Raw genomic sequence first — 16804 nt, forward strand, 5'->3', positions numbered from 1 at the left:
GCTTCCTTGCTTATCGTTGTACTGTCTCCATAATGAAAGCTTCGATAACGTCGCCTTCTTTGAGATCATTATATTTATCCAGTGTGATACCGCACTCGTAACCTTGTGCTACTTCTTTGGCATCATCTTTATAACGTTTCAGGGAATCCAGCTTACCTTCGTAAAGGACAATGCCATCACGAATCAGGCGTGCTTCCGCAGAACGCGTAATTTTACCCGAGGTAACCATACAACCAGCGATGGTACCCACTTTACTGATGGAGAACGTGCTCCGAACTTCAGCATGACCGATAACTTTTTCTTTGTAGATCGGATCAAGCATACCTTTCATCGCTTGTTCAATTTCTTCGATAACACTGTAGATTACGCGATGCAGACGAATGTCTACTTGCTCTTGATCTGCAGTTGCTTTCGCCTGGTTATCAGGACGAACGTTGAAACCAATCACGATGGCATTGGATGCTGCGGCCAAAATGATGTCGGACTCAGTGATTGCACCAGCGCCGCTATGAATGATTTTCACGCGTACACCTTCAACTTCGATCTTCGCAAGGGAACCTTTCAATGCTTCAACCGAACCTTGTACGTCACCTTTGATGATTACGTTCAGATCTTTGATCTCACCATCTTTGATGTGCTGGAACAGATCATCCAACGTTACGCGAGTATGTGTACCCAGATCGGATTCACGTTGCGTAATCGCACGTTTGTCAGCGATGGAACGCGCTTTGCGCTCATCTTCAAACACCATGAATGGATCTCCCGCACCTGGAACTTCAGTCAAACCTGTGATTTCTACAGGTGTTGAAGGTCCAGCCTCTTTCAGACGACGACCTTTGTCATTGACCATCGCACGGACACGACCGAAACAGTTACCTGCTACGAAAGCATCGCCGACTTTCAATGTACCGTGCTGTACGAGGATACGTGCAACTGGGCCACGTCCTTTATCCAGCTCGGCTTCAATCACCGTACCACGGGCACGTTTGTCCGGGTTCGCTTTGTATTCGTTCACTTCTGCAACGAGCAGAATCATTTCAAGCAGACCTTCCAGACCCATTCTTTGTTTTGCTGATACGTTAACAAAGATGGTATCTCCGCCCCACTCTTCTGGAACGAGTTCATAGTTAGTCAATTCTTGTTTTACTTTATCTGGATCAGCGCCCGGTTTGTCAATTTTGTTGACAGCCACGATAATTGGAAGCCCCGCAGCTTTGGCATGGTTAATTGCCTCAACTGTTTGTGGCATAACACCGTCATCGGCAGCTACGACAATAATTGTAATATCCGTAACCTGTGCTCCACGTGCACGCATTGCTGTAAACGCTTCATGACCCGGAGTATCCAAGAACGTAATTTTTTTGTTGTTGATTTCGACTTGGTATGCACCAATATGTTGCGTGATTCCGCCTGCTTCGCCGCCTGTTACATTCGTGGAACGAATGGCATCCAGCAAAGTTGTTTTACCATGGTCAACGTGACCCATGATTGTAACTACTGGAGGACGAGCTTGCAAGTCAGCAGCATCATCATTCTCTTCCAGTGTTTCGAAACGGTCATCTTCAAGCACAATCTTCACTTCAACCTCAACACCGAATTCACCTGAAAGCAGAAGGATCGTTTCGATATCAAGCTCTTGGTTGATTGTTGCCATAACGCCCATAGCGATGAGCTTTTTGATAACTTCGGAAGCATCCTTATGGAGCAACTTCGCTGTTTCACCTACAGTCATATCACCACGAACGATGATTTTCTTAGGTGTGTTATCAATTTTCTCACGTTGTTGGTACTGTTGTTGATTTCTGTTGCGGTTGTTCTTGCCACCACGGTTACCACGGAAGTTGCCACCACGGTTGTCATCATAACGACGTCCACCGCCACCGCTGTTCGAACGGTTACCACTATTGTTGTTGCTGCCAGTAGTACCACCTGGGCCGCTTCTGCGTTGGCCTTGTCCTTGGCTCTGACCTTGGCCACCGCTACGGTTGCCAGCAGTACCCGTATTGCCACCGCTGTTAGGTCCTGAAGTTCTTACTTGACCGCCACCGCTGTTATTTGGACGTTGACCCGATCCTTGCGGACGGGATGCAGTACTGCTTTGTCCACCTTGAGCTGGTCTTGGACGGTTAGTTGATTGTCCTCCTTGGCTTGAGCCTTGGGAAGAGTTCGTTCTGTTGCGGCTGTCTTGGCCGCTGGGTCTTTGGGTGCCATTGTTATTGTTGGAATTTGGTCTATTGTTCATACCTACCTGCTTTTCCTGTTGTATTTTTGTTTGTACGGGACTACCGGATGGGTTACTGCTCTTCGGCGTGTTCACTCCGCCGGCCGGCTTGTTGCTGTCCACTGGTTTGTCACTGCGCACTGCCGAAGTAGCAACTGGTTTTGCATCGTTGCCTTGTTTCGAAGCAGCAGTGGATTTTATATCTTTAAAAAATTGTTCCACCTTACCGACTGAACCATTCTCCATGACACTCATATGATTGTTTACGGGAATTTCCAGCTTTTTAAGAATGGTTATAATTTCTTTACTACTCATATTAAGGGACTTCGCATATTCATAAACTCGCAATTTATCCTTGTTTTCCTGTTTACTCAATATACTCCACCTCCGACATTATACCGACTTGCTTGGAGATCATTTTTGCAAACCCTCGATCCGTTACTGCAAGAACAACACGCGTGTCTTTACCGATACTTGAACCCAGACTATCCCGGTCAAATCCGATCAACAGAGGAACCTTATAAGTTCCGCATTTATCGCGAAATTTCTTTTGTGTATTGGCTGAGGCGTCACCCGCAACAATAACCATTTTAGCTTCGGAAGAACGGATCGCTTTAAGTACAATTTCTTCACCTGTTACAAGTTTGCCTGCACGCATAGAGAGTCCCAGATAAGACAGCGTTTTAATATTAGTCATGTTCACGCTCCTGTGCTGCTTTGAATTCATCCTCAACCGCGATGAAGTCAGCTGCTAATTGCTCGTAAATTTCAGGTGAGACTTTGCCTTTTAACGCCCGATCCAAAGCCCGGTTTTTGAGTGCGAGCTTAAAACAGGACTCTTTGCCGCATAAATAGGCACCACGTCCGGATTTTTTGCCAGTCAAATCGATCAGCACTTCATCCTCTGGCGTTTTAACAATGCGAATCAGCTGCTTTTTGGGCATCATTTCTTGGCATGCCACACATTTGCGCAGCGGCACTTTTTTTGGTTTCATACGTCAGCGCCCCCCGTACTTTACTTTAGTCGACGGAGACGGAATCCTGATGCATTTCAGAAGAAGAATCTTTTTCTCTGCCGAATTCCTGTTCCGCCTGGCTCTCGCTCTTAATGTCGATTTTCCAGCCGGTTAATTTGGCTGCCAATCTGGCATTTTGGCCTTTGATACCAATTGCGAGCGACAGTTGATAGTCCGGAACGATAACCCGAGCCATCTTTTCTTCCTCAAATACATGAACTTCCAATACTTTGGAAGGACTCAGTGCATTAGCAACATATTCGTCTACCTGATCGGAGAAACGAACGATGTCGATTTTTTCACCGCGCAGCTCACCCACAATGGTCTGCACGCGCATTCCCTTAGGACCTACACATGATCCAACTGGATCAACTTCTTCGTTGCGGGAATGAACGGCAATCTTGGAGCGGAACCCTGCTTCGCGAGCGACGGAGCGAATCTCAACTACACCGTCAAAGATCTCTGGCACTTCCAGTTCAAAGAGACGTTTCAAGAGGCCCGGATGGGTACGGGACAAAATGATTTGCGGCCCTTTGGTCGTATTCTCGACCTTGGTGATATACGCCTTAATACGGTCACCATGAACAAACTTCTCGTTCGGCATCAATTCGGTCAGCGGTAAAGCCGCTTCGATTTTGCCCAGATCGATGTAGATATTGCGCAAATCCTGACGCTGCACCACTCCCGTAACGATATCTTCTTCCTTATCTACGAAAGCGTTGTAGATCAGGCCGCGTTCGGCTTCACGAATCCGCTGGGTCACTACCTGTTTGGCAGTTTGTGCCGCGATACGTCCGAAATCACGCGGCGTAACTTCAATCTCCGCAATATCTTCCAGCTGGAAGTGTGGGTTGATTTCTCGTGCAGCAGGCAATGAAATTTCGGTACGTGAATCCAGGACTTCTTCCACGATCAATTTACGGGCATACACCCGAATAACTCCCGTATTACGGTTCATGTCAACACGCACATTCTGGGCCGTGTTGAAATTCCGCTTGTAGCTGGAAATTAGTGCAGCCTCGATCGCTTCAAACAGCACATCCTTGCTGATCCCTTTTTCCCGTTCCAATTCATTCATTGCTTCAATAAAATCCATACTCATGAATGTTGATCCCCCTTTCAAACATGGCATCTCATACGTAAAACGGCGAAAGGCTCTGAACTCATGAGCACCTTGCCGTTATCGTGAGATGTGTCTTTTTCATTAATAAAGTGAACAAGGCACTTAAAACAAAATAGCTAGGCGCGCACTGGCAACCTTATCATAAGAAATGGCATGCTGTTTTTTGCCTGCTTCGATCACGAGTTCCCCGTCATCAAAGGAAAGCAGCTTGCCTTCAAATTCCTTCAATCCGTTCACCGGCTCGTAGGTTGTAACAAAAACATTTTTGCCTACAGATTTGGTAACGTCCTCAGGTTTTTTCAGTGGACGCTCCGCACCGGGAGAAGACACTTCAAGGAAATAGATGGTTGGAATCGGATCGTTCTCATCCAGCTTGGCGCTCAGCTTTTCGCTGATCAAGACGCAATCGTCGATGTCGATGCCACCCTCTTTGTCGACATACACCCGTAAAAACCAGTTGCTGCCTTCTTTGACGTATTCGATGTCAACCAGCTCGAAGCCTTGTTCGTTCAAGTAGGGTTGGATCATTTCTTCCACGGTAGATTTAATGTTCGTTGTGCTCAAAACCAATAACCTCCAACTTAGGTTACACCAGCAAAAAAGCACTGGCAGATTATTCAATACCCAAGATTCTTGTATACCAAAGACTAAAGAGTGGGTTTCCCCACTCTTTAGAAATTCGTACTATCTCGTTCACTTCAAAAATTATAACATAGTCTGGTAATAGTGACAAGTAAGCGATGGTTCAGGCAGTTTACTTACTAATGAAGGAAAAATTACGTTCCCCCAACAATCGCTATGTTTAAATCCAAATTCAATCCTAGAAAAGGGAAAGCTGATTGCTCTCTGGCAAGCCACGGAAACATCCCATATTCGACAGGAGTTCAACAATGGTCTTACTTGCTTTCGACTTCTGCTGGAAGTCCTCAACCGATAGAAACTCACCATGATCTCTTGCTGCAGCAATATTGCGAGCAGCATTATCCCCGATTCCTGCCAACGCCGAAAATGGAGGGATTAGTGATTTTCCGTCAACGATGAACTTTGTCGCTTCCGAACGGTATAAGTCAATGGACTTCAGCGAGAATCCGCGTGCTGCCATTTCCAGACCCATTTCCAGGACAGGTAACATGTTTTTCTCTTTGGGAGGTGCCTGGAAACCTAATTGCTCAATCTCCGTAATTTTTCGATAGATCGCGTCATATCCCTGACACATCAGTTCGATATCAATCTCATCCGCCCGAACGGTAAAGTAAGTTGCGTAATATTCAATCGGATGATACAGCTTGAAGAACGCCGTACGTACTGCCGAAATAACATAAGCGGCCGCGTGAGCCTTCGGGAACATGTACTGGATTTTGAGACACGAATCAATGTACCATTGAGGCACTTTACAATTCTTCATCTCGTCAATCCATTCCTGTGGCAGACCCCGTCCCTTACGAACACTCTCCGTAATTTTAAAGGCAAGACTTGCGTCCATGCCCGTTTTATAGATCAGGAACAACATGATATCATCCCGACAACCAATTACCGTCTTAATGTTACACGTTCCGTTCTTAATCAGATCCTGAGCGTTTCCAAGCCATACGCCTGTACCATGGGACAATCCGGAAATCTGCAGTAAATCGGCAAAAGACGTCGGCTGGGATTCGACAAGCATCTGACGTACAAACTTCGTTCCCATCTCTGGCACGCCAAACGTCGCGACTGGCGACCTAATCTGTTCCGGTGTAACACCCAGAGCGTCGGTTGAGTTAAACATGCTCATGACTTTGGGATCATTCATCGGAATGGTCGTTGGATCGACCCCTGTCAAATCCTGCAGCATCCGCATCATAGTTGGATCATCGTGCCCCAGAATATCAAGTTTCAGCAAGTTTTCTTCAAAAGCATGATAATCAAAGTGTGTAGTTTTCCACTCCGCATTAACGTCATCAGCTGGGAACTGAACAGGTGTAACGTCTTCGACCTCAATATAATCAGGTACAACGACAATACCGCCGGGATGCTGTCCAGTACTCCGTTTCACCCCAGTACAGCCAGAGGCCAAACGATTCAATTCAGCTCCGCGCCATTTCTTGTGATGTTCTTCCTCATACTTCTTGGCAAAACCAAATGCTGTTTTCTCAGCCACCGTACCAATGGTTCCCGCACGGAAAACACTCTTCTCACTAAATAGTACTTTCGTATAGTTGTGAGCATGAGGCTGATAATCACCAGAGAAGTTCAAGTCAATATCGGGAACTTTATCTCCTTTAAATCCAAGGAAGGTCTCAAACGGAATATCCTGGCCTTCTCCTTTAAGTGTGCCACCACAATCCGGACACTCTTTCTCTGGAAGGTCAAATCCACTCCGAACACTGCCATCCAGGAACCACTCGCTGTGTTTGCATTCCGAATTCACACAAATATAATGAGCAGGTAGTGGATTAACCTCGGATATACCCAGGAATGTAGCAACAACAGAGGAGCCTACCGATCCCCGTGAACCTACGAGATAACCATCCTGATTCGATTTTTTAACCAAGCGTTCCGAGATCAGATAGTTGGCAGAAAAACCGTATTTAATAATTGGAATGAGCTCTTTCTCTAGTCGTGCCACGATTACTTCTGGTAATTCCTCGCCATAGATGGACTTGGCAGTGTTATAACAGGTATTACGGATTTCTTCGTCTGCACCTTCCAGAATCGGAGTAAACAGTTTGTCCGGGAATAACTTAATTTCCTCAAATCGATCAGACAACTCCACCGTATTTGTAACAACGACTTCGTAAGCTTTATCTTGGCCCAGGAACTGGAACTCTTCCAGCATTTCCTCCGTCGTTCTAAAATGTGCATCCGGTTTACGTTGATCTTTGAGTGGACTAAAACCTGTAATTCCGTGAATGGTGATATCCCGATATAACTTGTCACGCGGTTCCAAATAGTGCACGTTACCTGTGGCTATGACCGGTTTATTAAGTTTTGCACCTATATCAATGACTTTACGGATCGCTGTTTTGATTTCTTCGGGTGTGGCCACCAACCCTTTATCCACCAAATGCATATACATTGTAAGTGGTTGGATCTCCAGTATGTCATAGAACTCAGCGATCTCTTCCGCTTCTTCAAGCGATTTGTTAAGCACCGCTTCGAAAAATTCCCCTTTTTCACAGCCCGATATAACTACAAGACCTTCACGCAAATTAATCAGTTTTGATTTGGGAATGCACGGTACCCGCTTGAAATGTTCCGTATGAGAGAGAGATACCAGCTTATATAGATTTTTCTTACCGACATCATTTAATGCATAGATTCCACAATGGAAAGGTCTTGTATTCGACAAGTCGACACCTACATAATCGTTCAAGCGATCAAGCCTCGTTAACCCTTTCATCTGAGCAGCATCATTTAATAATCCGATCAGGATACCCGCTAGTGCAACCGTATCATCAATGGCACGGTGATGACTTTCGAGTCCAACCTTATATTTATCCGCCATCGTATTCAGACGGTGGTTCTTATTTTTTGGAAATAACAATCTCGCCAGTTCCAATGTGTCAAGGACCGGGTTAGGAAGCTCTGGCAATCCAATTTGCTTTAGGGAAGCCTGGATAAAGCCCATGTCAAAACGTGCATTATGCGCAACAAGCACACCATCACCAGCAAACTGCACAAAATCACGGATAACAGGCTCCAGCTCAGGTGCGTCTTTTACCATGTCATCATTAATATTGGTCAACTGCTGAATGTTGTAGGGAATGCGTTCATGCGGATTCACAAATGTTGCAAACCTATCGATTTCTTTACCATCTTGCATCTTCACTGCTGCAATCTCAATGATTTTGTTCTGTGTTACCGACAAACCTGTGGTCTCGATATCAAATACGATGTATGTTGCTGTTTGGAGATCCAATGGCTGAGGAGCCATTACAACGGCAACAGAGTCATTCACAACATTGGCCTCAAGGCCGTAGATCATCTTAATCCCGTTTTTCTTAGCAGCCTTGGAAGCCTCGGGATATACCTGCACACCACCATGATCAGTGACAGCAATCGCCTTATGCCCCCACTCGGCTGCCATTTTTACGTATTTGTCAATTGAAGTTACAGCATCCATCGTACTCATTGTAGAGTGCAAATGGAACTCCACCCGTTTCTCTGGTGCATTATCTTTGCGAGACGGCGGTGCTTTAACTTCAATCAAATCCGAAGGAATCATGGCGAGTTCAGGAATTTGCATAAACCGGTCATATTCTACACGACCACGCACTTTTACCCATTTACCGTTAGCCAGCAAACTGAGAATTTTTACATCCTCTTTTGTTTTGGCAAACATCTTCATTTGCATGGAATCCGTGAAGTCGGTCAGGTAGAAGGTAAACAACGTATTTCCGTTTCGCAGTTCTTTACGATCCAGACCAAACACCGAACCTTGAAGCGTGACCTTTTTCTCTTCATCCTGGATTTCCTGCATGGGTACTGCTGGCTCCTTGATGTCGTAACCCATCTGCAAACGCAGATCACCCTGCTCCTCATCCACCGGGATTTCTGTGTCCACTTCACTCATCATCTTCTCGATGACCTCAAGTTCCTCTACACGTTTTTGGGCCTGGAACTGTTCCATGGCCTCTTTATTACTTCCCACTTCGCCCACTTGCATCTTGATGCGAAGAGGTAGATGAAAGTATTTTTCATAGAATTTTGTAATAGCCTGATCAATCTGTTTCTTACGAGCCAATTCCATCGACGTTGCATCACTCATTGTCAGTTGTAGGAGATCCTCTTCACATTCAAAGGTTGTCCGGTTCATCCAGCCATTTACAGATGGAATCTCACGGGTAACCCACTCCAGAAACAGATTCCAATATTCACTGACGATATCACCATTTTGTACCTTGTCCGTGTATTTGAAGCCAAATGAAATTTTGGCGATATGATTCATCTTCTCTTGAATATGCAGGCAAAATGTGCGATAGATTGGAGCGGGTACCAACGTATCCTTCGCAATCAGAATATTCCATTCCCGATTACTTCGATTGGTCTCTACTTGTTCAATCCATCCATCCAAAAAATAGGGCTCTAACAGACCAGCCGGAAGCTCTGCCTGTTTCATCAACAACTCAAACCGTTTTCTCTTCTCCTCGAATCCGCTCATCGTGTTCCTCCTTGTACCCCCTTAAAGCATGAAAAGCCCCTGCATTCAAAAATGTCACCGATCCGAACTCGCACCGACTCATTTTATCCGACAGAAGCTCTCCATTCATTACTCAACTGGTGAATAAGTGCTTTTCGTCAAGTGATCCTGACTTAGTATGCTCTTGCAAACACAACCGTGTGTTCTGCCTGTTCACCACAAGCCAGGCACGTATGCTTTTCTTCCGCAGGCTGGAACGGAATGTTCCGGCTTGTTGCACCTGTGACTTCTCTTACTTTATCTTCGCAAGCTTCTGAACCGCACCATCCAGCCAGTGTAAACCCGCGTTTATTTTCCATCAGTTCTTTCATCTCATCGAGTGTATCCACGGAGTAGAAGTTATCCGACATAAATGTGCGAGCACGCTCTAACATATCTACCTGAATCTGTGTCAGCATAGCCTGGATCTCTTCTACCAGGTTTGCTTGTTCTACCACTTTCTTCTCACCTGTGATGCGTGATACGAGTACACAAACACCATTTTCCATATCACGTGGACCAATCTCCAGACGAATCGGAACACCGCGCATCTCGTATTCATTGAATTTCCAACCTGGGCGAACATCGCTGCGATCATCCATTTTCACACGGACTCCAGCTTTTTTCAACTCAGTGAACAACTCATCTGCACGCCCAACAACAGCATCACGCGTTTTCGGAGGTCCAATTGGGATCATGACCACTTGTGTTGGTGCCACTTTAGGAGGAAGTACGAGACCACGATCATCTCCGTGAACCATAATTAATGCACCGATCAAACGTGTGCTTACTCCCCATGAAGTAGTGTAAGCCAGCTCCAGCACATTATTTCGGCTAAGATACTGGATTTCAAATGCTTTTGCAAAGTTCGTCCCCATGTAGTGAGATGTACCTGCTTGTACAGCACGTCCATCCTTCATCATGGCTTCGATCGAGTACGTATCCACCGCACCCGCAAACTTCTCGGATTTGGTTTTCTGACCCACAATTACAGGAATAGCCAAGTATTCCTCAACCACTTCACGATAAATCTCCAGCATTTTCATCGTTTCTTCACGTGCTTCTTCTTCCGTCTCATGCGCTGTATGACCTTCCTGCCACAGGAACTCACTTGTGCGAAGGAAAGGCAACGTTCTTTTTTCCCAACGAACTACGTTAGCCCACTGGTTAATCAGTACCGGAAGATCCCGATAAGACTGAATCCACTTGGAATACATGTGACCAATAATCGTTTCGGATGTAGGACGGATTGCCAGACGTTCTTCCAGCTTCTCTCCGCCAGCTTCCGTAACCCATGGTAATTCAGGGTTAAAACCTTCCACGTGCTCTTTTTCCTTTTGAAAGAAGCTCTCAGGAATGAACATCGGGAAGTACGCATTGCGATGACCCGTTTCCCGGAAACGACGATCCAACTCATCCTTAATGTGTTCCCAGATTTCAAAGCCGTCTGGTTTAAACACAATACAACCGCGTACGGGTGCATAGTCCATGAGATCAGCTTTTTTGATAACATCGATGTACCAGCGTGAGAAGTCCTCACCCTGTGGTGTGATTTCAGTCACGAACTGTTTATCATTTTCCTTTGACATAAGACTCCAGCGTCCTCCCATAACGACTATCTCTGAATGTCCAGAGCGTAGTCCAACCGTAATTATCCGTTAATTAAACGTAATATATCATTGTAAGTTACTGCCAGCATCAACACAAACAACATCGCAAATCCGATGAAATGCACCATGCCTTCGCGATTGGGATCAACAGGTCTGCCGCGCAGCGCTTCAATTCCCAAAAATACCAGACGACTGCCGTCCAGTGCAGGTATTGGTAGCAGGTTGAAAATCCCAAGATACAGACTCAAAATCGCTGCCCATCTCGTTAACTGCTCAATCCCTTGTTTAGCAATTTGCCCTGTCACTTCGAATGTACGAACTGGACCACCAATATCATCCATGTTGAATTGATTGATCAGATGTTTAAAACCTTCAAATATTACTTTGGTTGTATCAACCATGGCCACGCCTGAGACTTTAAATGTCTCTACAAATCCAACAGATCGGGTTGGTAACGTAGGTACGATTCCCACTTTACCGCCCTCTTGTCCTTCTACAGCACGTGGAGTAATCGTTATATTAAACGTATCCGAACCCCGGCGCAGCGTCCATTCCATCGGCTTGTCTTTGGAATCGGCAATCATCGACACCATTTTTTGTGAATCTGTACCAATCACTGTACCATTGATCGTCTCAATAATATCACCTTTTTGCAGGTTCGCCTGATCGGCTGCCCCACCTTCAAGCACTTCACCAATTTCAAGATTTTTTGGATTTTCCACAGGAACTCCTGCCATCTGCGCATATACAGCAAACAGCACAAAGGCCAAGATAAAGTTCATGAGTGGGCCTGCAAAAATAGCCAATGCACGCTGTCCAACGGTTTTGCTGCCGAATTGACGATCTTTCGGTGCAATCTGCGTTTGTTTACCACGACTTACCAACATTGCTTGAGGATGAATACGATACTCCTGAATCTCACCATCTACATCCAGTTGAAGCTTCAGGGCGTTCTCCATATCAATGGAGATAACTTCACCACGTATTACATTTTTACGGTTATCCAACTGATCCAGATAGATCATCTTCACCTGGTCATCCGCTGATCTTACCGCAATGGTCTGTCCTTCCTGGATCTCTACCAGTTCCGGATCTTCCCCTGCCATCCGTGCATATCCACCAAAAGGCAACAAACGCAATGTAAACTGGGTCTCGTTTCTTTTATATGAGAACAATTTGGGACCAAAACCGATCGCAAACTCCCGTACAAGAATACCGGCGCGTTTGGCAAAATAATAATGCCCCCATTCATGAACCGTCACGATGACAAAGAACATGAGCACCGTTAGAAATACCACTTGTATGGTTTCCAATCCCTATCCATCCTCCTTCACGGCACATACCGCAGTCTGTCCCTCTAGATTATCATTATTCTCTGATGCCGCACAAGAGAATCACTTCTTCCAATTTGTTATGAAAAAAGAGATTACAGACTGGCCGCAAGCTTACGGCTCTCCTGATCACAACGCGCGATCTCCTGCAGATCAGGCTCGTCCACATTGTGGTGTGCTTCCAGCACAGAAGCAATAATATCTTCTATTTTAAGGAATGAAATCTCTTTACGCAAGAAACGGGCAACAGCAACCTCGTTGGCTGCATTAAACGCCGTTGTTGCGGTTCCTCCCATTTTACCACACTCATACGCCATTCTTAAACACGGGAACCGTACCATATCCATCTCACGGAAATGTAATTTCCCAGCTTGAGCAAGAGACAGACGCTTTGCTGGTGATGGCAAGCGGTCAGGGTAAGTCAGTGCATATTGAATTGGAACTCGCATATCCGGATTCCCCAGTTGTGCGATGATGCTGGTGTCATCAAATTCCACATAGGAATGAATAACACTCTCTGGGTGAAGTAATACATTAATCTGATCATATCGAAGACCAAATAACCAATGTGCTTCAATGACCTCGAGACCCTTGTTAACCATCGTTGCCGAGTCTATCGTAATTTTGGACCCCATTGACCAATTCGGATGTTTAAGCGCATCCTCTATAGTCACGCTCTTCAACTGTTCACGGGTAAGATCACGGAATGATCCACCTGAAGCGGTGAGCGTAATGCCTGCCAAGCGTTCTCTGTTTTCACCATTCAAGCATTGGTATATCGCAGAGTGCTCACTATCGATGGGCAGCAAAGAGACTCCTTTGGCAGCCGCTCTTGTAGTAACAATATGTCCCGCCGTAACCAATGTCTCCTTGTTGGCCAGCCCAATCTGTTTGCCTGCGTCTATGGCAGCAAGCGTTGACTCCAATCCAACACTCCCCACCACCGCTGTTACAACCGTATGCGCATCAGTTCCTGCCGCAACTTCTACGAGTCCTTCTGTGCCATAAAATAGTTGCGTTCCTGCAGGCAAATGTGGAGCTACCTTCTCCGCCAATTCTTTGGACCCCACCGATACTTTCTTCGGCCGATAACGTTTGGTTTGTTCGATCAGCAGGTCTGTATTGCCTCCGGCAGCCAGTCCCTCTACTTGAAAGAGTTCTGGATGCATGTCAACTACATCCAGTGTCTGGGTTCCAATAGAACCGGTTGACCCAAGAATCGCAATTTTTTTCATGCTGCACCTCATCTTAAATTATCCAATGCCTACGGCGAACAATGCTGGTATCTCAGACTCATGTTCTTCTTTAGTAGGGCAGTAGCATTAGTATATGTACGAATGGAAAAACAACAATCCAGCTGTCGCACCGATCAAGAATGCCTCCATGCCCTGGGAGAAGACTGCCTGAATCCTTGATATTATATACACGTTTGTATGCAGACTGGATCAAGTCACCCATCTGACCTACAACTGCACAGGCAATTCCGATCACAATCGCTCTCTGCCAGGAAAGTAAACCATCTGATACTAATGCAAAAATAACAGAAGTAACAATTGCAATCACGATGCCACCCAGTGCACCCTCCACGGTTTTGTTTGGACTAATGGAAGGCCACAGTTTGTTTTTACCAATTAGTTTCCCTACAAAATAAGCTCCTGCATCACTGGCCCATATGGAGCCCAGCAAAAGGAACGTCCAGAACAATCCATGATGCAGATGTCTGGATTCTGCAATGTAATAGAAACCGATCCCTATATACAACACGCCAAGGAAAAGCATGGCCACTGTATTCACGGGAACCTTATTTTTGGTGACAACCGAAGCTGTCATCAGTACAAGCATTACTATCCAGATGACCTGAAATAAGGATAGCGGTCTTGCCTCCCAAAGCATTTCCCAAGGAAACACAATGGCAAAAACACCAGCATATCCAATCAGGGCCACACCTGAAAAAGGCATCACCCCGGTCATTTTAACAAATTCATAATAACCGATGAGAGCCATAAGCAATACCAAACCATGGTACCAGGGTCCGCCCAGCATGCAAAAACCTAAAAACAACACACCTGCTATGATTCCTGTCGTTAATCGCTGTTTCAACGGCTTCATCCTCCATCTATTTCAAACCGCCGTAACGCCTTGTTCTGCGCTGATATTCGGCTACTGCTTCAAGCAAATGCTTTTTGCCAAATTCGGGCCAGTATATATCCGTAAACCATAATTCACTATATGCAAGCTGCCAGAGCATAAAGTTGCTTAATCTCAACTCTCCACTCGTCCGGATCAGCAGATCCGGATCGGGCATGTCAACCGTCAGCATATGTCTATCAATGAGTTCAGGTGTTATGTCCTCTGCCGATAGTTCCCCCGATTTCACCTGCAGAGCGATCTGTTTAACACAGTCCGTCATTTCACGACGACTTCCATAGTTCATTGCAAAGTTCAAAACGAGACCTGTATTATGTTCCGTAAGACGAATGGCTTCCCGCAAGGCATTAATGGTATGAGAAGGTAAATGTTCCTCTTGACCCATCATGCGAATGCGCACATTTTTTTCTATAAGTTCATCCAGCTCTATGGCTAGAAATTCTTGCGGAAGTCGCATCAGAAAATCCACTTCTTCTTTTGGACGCGTCCAGTTTTCTGTCGAAAAAGCGTACATCGTCAGATATTTGATGCCCAGTTCATCCGCCGCGATGGTCGCACGTTTGACCGCCTTCATGCCATTTTGGTGCCCGGCTATACGCGGGAGTCCCAAACGTTTGGCCCATCGTCCATTGCCGTCCATGATGATGGCGACGTGCTGCGGGATATTGTCCTCGGATATAGTCAGCGTTTCCTGCTTGTCAGCCCCATTCCACCACGACCGAACCCGTTTGATCATTCCTGTTCCTCCAAAATCCCTGAAGTTTCTTTATCTGAAGCTTGGAAAAAGAGACAAAACCCCACCGTATTGGAGGGGCTGCGCTTGTCTTACACTTCCATGATTTCTTTTTCTTTGGCAGCGAGTACCTTATCGACTTCAGCAATAAACTTGTCGGTCGATTTTTGGATGTCGTCCTGATGTCTCCGCGATTCATCCTCGGAAATATCTGACTTTTCCATTTTCTTGATGTCATCATTCGCGTCACGGCGAATGTTACGAATCGCTACTTTACCTTCTTCACCGAACTTCTTCGTCAGCTTAACAAGTTCCGCTCTGCGTTCTTCCGTCAATGCCGGAATAGACAAACGGATCATGCTACCATCATTGGCTGGAGTAAGACCCAGATCCGATTTCATGATGGCACGCTCGATGTCACCCATGGAGGATTTGTCCCAAGGCTGAATCATCAGTGTACGGGAATCCGGAGTACTGATATTAGCGAGTTGATTCAATGGCGTCATTGCCCCATAATACTCTACCTGAATTCGATCCAGAAGAGCTGGAGTTGCGCGGCCTGCACGCAAAGTAGCCAGGTCACGACGCAATGCTTGAATTGCTTTTTCCATACGCTCTTCGGCATGTTGTTTAACCGCTTGTGGCATTAATCTACACTCCCTTTAACGATTGTTCCGATACGTTCGCCCAGAACAACACGTTTGATGTTACCTTGTTCCGTAATGGCAAATACGATCAACGGGATGTTGTTGTCCTTACAAAGCGAGGATGCCGTTGAATCCATTACACCAAGGTCTTTGTTAAGAATATCCATGTAAGTCAACTGATCAAATTTCACAGCTGTACTGTCCTTAAACGGATCTGCTGAGTATACACCATCAACTTTATTTTTGGCCATCAAGATAACTTCTGCTTCAATCTCCGCTGCGCGCAGTGCTGCTGTTGTATCCGTGGAAAAGAACGGGTTACCTGTACCTGCTGCAAAAATAACGACCCGGCCTTTCTCCAGATGGCGAATAGCTCTACGACGAATATAAGGCTCTGCAATCTGTTGCATTGCAATAGATGTCTGTACACGCGTAGGCACTTCAATCTGTTCCAAAGCATCCTGCAGTGCCAGCGAGTTCATTACTGTCGCCAGCATACCCATATAATCGGCAGTTGCACGATCGATGCCGTTTTCGCTACCGGCAATACCACGCCAGATGTTTCCGCCGCCACATACAATAGCAACCTGTACACCAAGTGCAACAACCTCTTTTACCTGTTGGGCAATCGACGAGATCGTATCTGCATCAATACCGTAGCCGTTTTGACCGGAAAGAGACTCTCCGCTGACCTTTAAGACAACACGTTTAAATACTGGCTGTTCCAATTATTCACCCTCCACTTTGAATCGAACACGCTTGGTGTCCAACCAACAAAACTTCTCGCGCATGGCCTCCTGCTTAAAAAGAAAGGAAC

Annotated in this window: 13 protein-coding genes; all 13 read right to left on the reverse strand. The window is 45.9% G+C overall.

Features of this window, described 5'->3' with window-relative positions; all coding sequences use genetic code 11:
* Nucleotides 1-10: 10 nt before the first annotated feature.
* Nucleotides 11-2596 (reverse strand): translation initiation factor IF-2, encoded by a 2586-nt coding sequence (gene infB / locus BLS69_RS12275; protein WP_091031850.1) that lies wholly within the window; start codon nucleotides 2594-2596, stop codon nucleotides 11-13.
* Nucleotides 2589-2918 (reverse strand): L7Ae/L30e/S12e/Gadd45 family ribosomal protein, encoded by a 330-nt coding sequence (locus tag BLS69_RS12280; protein ID WP_017689142.1) that lies wholly within the window; start codon nucleotides 2916-2918, stop codon nucleotides 2589-2591. Before BLS69_RS12280 ends, infB begins: the two co-directional genes overlap by 8 nt.
* Entirely contained in the window at nucleotides 2911-3216 is a 306-nt protein-coding gene (gene rnpM, locus BLS69_RS12285) for an RNase P modulator RnpM (RefSeq protein WP_017689143.1), read from the reverse strand. The genes BLS69_RS12280 and rnpM overlap by 8 nt, the downstream gene beginning before the upstream one ends.
* A 25-nt stretch (nucleotides 3217-3241) precedes the next feature.
* Complete coding sequence (nusA, locus tag BLS69_RS12290) at nucleotides 3242-4339, reverse strand: transcription termination factor NusA (RefSeq protein WP_062833827.1); 1098 nt, start codon at nucleotides 4337-4339, stop codon at nucleotides 3242-3244.
* Nucleotides 4340-4462: 123 nt separating this feature from the next.
* Nucleotides 4463-4924, reverse strand: coding sequence for a ribosome maturation factor RimP (rimP, locus tag BLS69_RS12295; RefSeq protein WP_091017262.1), 462 nt, complete (start codon nucleotides 4922-4924; stop codon nucleotides 4463-4465).
* A 256-nt stretch (nucleotides 4925-5180) separates the two neighbouring features.
* Complete coding sequence (locus BLS69_RS12300) at nucleotides 5181-9500, reverse strand: PolC-type DNA polymerase III (RefSeq protein ID WP_091031852.1); 4320 nt, start codon at nucleotides 9498-9500, stop codon at nucleotides 5181-5183.
* Nucleotides 9501-9652: 152 nt separating this feature from the next.
* Nucleotides 9653-11107, reverse strand: coding sequence for a proline--tRNA ligase (gene proS, locus BLS69_RS12305; protein ID WP_091031854.1), 1455 nt, complete (start codon nucleotides 11105-11107; stop codon nucleotides 9653-9655).
* A 62-nt stretch (nucleotides 11108-11169) separates the two neighbouring features.
* Nucleotides 11170-12441, reverse strand: coding sequence for an RIP metalloprotease RseP (gene rseP, locus BLS69_RS12310; protein WP_091031857.1), 1272 nt, complete (start codon nucleotides 12439-12441; stop codon nucleotides 11170-11172).
* A 113-nt stretch (nucleotides 12442-12554) separates the two neighbouring features.
* Nucleotides 12555-13694, reverse strand: coding sequence for a 1-deoxy-D-xylulose-5-phosphate reductoisomerase (locus BLS69_RS12315; protein WP_091031860.1), 1140 nt, complete (start codon nucleotides 13692-13694; stop codon nucleotides 12555-12557).
* 70 nt (nucleotides 13695-13764) lie between these two features.
* Nucleotides 13765-14559: a phosphatidate cytidylyltransferase gene (locus tag BLS69_RS12320; protein ID WP_091031861.1), complete on the reverse strand. Its 795-nt coding sequence runs from the start codon at nucleotides 14557-14559 to the stop codon at nucleotides 13765-13767.
* Between the two features lie 16 nt (nucleotides 14560-14575).
* A complete protein-coding gene (locus tag BLS69_RS12325; protein WP_017689151.1) occupies nucleotides 14576-15343 on the reverse strand; it encodes an isoprenyl transferase in 768 nt (255 codons plus the stop codon).
* A gap of 89 nt (nucleotides 15344-15432) precedes the next feature.
* Nucleotides 15433-15987: a ribosome recycling factor gene (gene frr / locus BLS69_RS12330; RefSeq protein WP_017689152.1), complete on the reverse strand. Its 555-nt coding sequence runs from the start codon at nucleotides 15985-15987 to the stop codon at nucleotides 15433-15435.
* On the reverse strand, nucleotides 15987-16715 hold the full coding sequence (pyrH, locus tag BLS69_RS12335) for a UMP kinase (protein WP_017689153.1): 729 nt from the start codon (nucleotides 16713-16715) through the stop codon (nucleotides 15987-15989). Before pyrH ends, frr begins: the two co-directional genes overlap by 1 nt.
* Nucleotides 16716-16804 lie beyond the last annotated feature (89 nt).

Origin of the sequence: Paenibacillus sp. CF095, from assembly GCF_900101225.1 — a bacterium.
GTDB lineage: Bacteria > Bacillota > Bacilli > Paenibacillales > Paenibacillaceae > Paenibacillus.